Origin of the sequence: Mordavella massiliensis (assembly GCF_016902415.1) — a bacterium.
GTDB classification, from domain to species: Bacteria; Bacillota; Clostridia; order Lachnospirales; family Lachnospiraceae; genus Merdimonas; species Merdimonas faecigallinarum.
In genome coordinates this window covers 1-1,289 of sequence record NZ_JACJLV010000103.1, presented here as the reverse complement: position 1 = coordinate 1,289, position 1,289 = coordinate 1, and the positions used below count along the sequence as shown (strand labels likewise).

General features: G+C 41.6%; 1 protein-coding gene. It reads left to right on the top strand.

What is annotated here, in order from left to right:
- Positions 1-265 precede the first annotated feature (265 nt).
- Positions 266-1,060, top strand: coding sequence for a hypothetical protein (locus H6A13_RS12940; RefSeq protein WP_204909938.1), 795 nt, complete (start codon positions 266-268; stop codon positions 1,058-1,060).
- Positions 1,061-1,289: the final 229 nt, after the last annotated feature.

Sequence of the window (1,289 nt, the reverse complement as noted above, 5' to 3'; positions counted from 1 at the left end):
CTGTGGTATCAATAAGATTCATTTAACCGTACTTTTTTCTATGCAAATACGGATTAATGAAAAAAAAGGAAGATTCCAACCGTACAAAAATATAAAATGTACGGCTATGCAAGTTAAAATTCAATTCAAACCGTATTTAAAGGGTAAAGTGTGCGGTTAACAAGGGAAAAGTCGTATCCGAACCGTATAACAGAGCCCGGAGACACGGCTGAGATACTAAAAAACCAATTATAACCGTTTGAAAGAGGAAGAAGTGAGTGCATTTATGGAAACATTGAAAGAAAGGCTGTTAATGGAACAGGAGAGAATGGAGCGGATTATGGAAAAGGCAAAGGGGCGGCTGCGGAATGCGCCTGAGGGTACGCTTCGCTTGTCAAGTTGCAGAAAAACGGTTCAGTACTATCATTGTCTGCCGGGCGGGGAAAAGAATGGAACCTATATTCCAAAAGAACAGATGGAATTGGTTCGCAGTCTGGCGCAGAAATCATATGATGAGAAGGTAATGCGTCTGGCCGGCAAACGGCTGGCCCAACTCAGGAAGCTGACAAAAGATTATGAGGATGATGAGATTGCTCAGGTCTATCAGCGGGAACATCCGCAGAGACAGAAACTGCTTGATCCGGTGGAACCGACCTGGGAGCAAAAGATAGAACAGTGGAGCGCCAAGGAGTATCAGGGTAAAGAATTTCAGGAAGGAACGGGAGTTATACTGACACAACAGGGGGAGCGTGTCCGTTCAAAGTCAGAAAAGATACTGGCGGATTACTTTTATCAGAAAAACATCCCATACAAATATGAAAAACCCTTAAATCTAAAAGGTTTTGGAATGGTATATCCGGATTTTACGTTTCTTTCCAGAAAGACGGAACAGGAAATCTACTGGGAACATGACGGAAAAATGGATGATCCGGTATATGCGCGAAATGCGGTCAGAAAAATACAGGCTTATGAAGAAAACGGGATATATCCAGGAGAGAGATTGATCCTTACGTTTGAGACGGAGAAAACGGTTTTGGACATCAGAATGGTGAAGAGACTTGTGGAGAGATATTTGTTGTAACTGATTTGTAGATTGGAAGGTCCGATATCTGGTTAAAATGGAACTGTTTATGCTGCCTTAATTCAGGTATTGCAAGAGAAGGGAAGGCGGCTAATACGGTTCTTGAGACCAGATTCCCATTATAAGGTGTAGAAGATTGTGAAAGATACCGCTGTGGTATCAATAAGATTCATTTAACCGTACTTTTTTCTATGCAAATACGGATTAATGAAAAAAAAGGAAGATTCCA

Bases quoted from the DNA above. Each gene is read 5' to 3' on its own strand.
- H6A13_RS12940 (WP_204909938.1), top strand. From the start codon at position 266: ATGGAAACATTGAAAGAAAGGCTGTTAATGGAACAGGAGAGAATGGAG.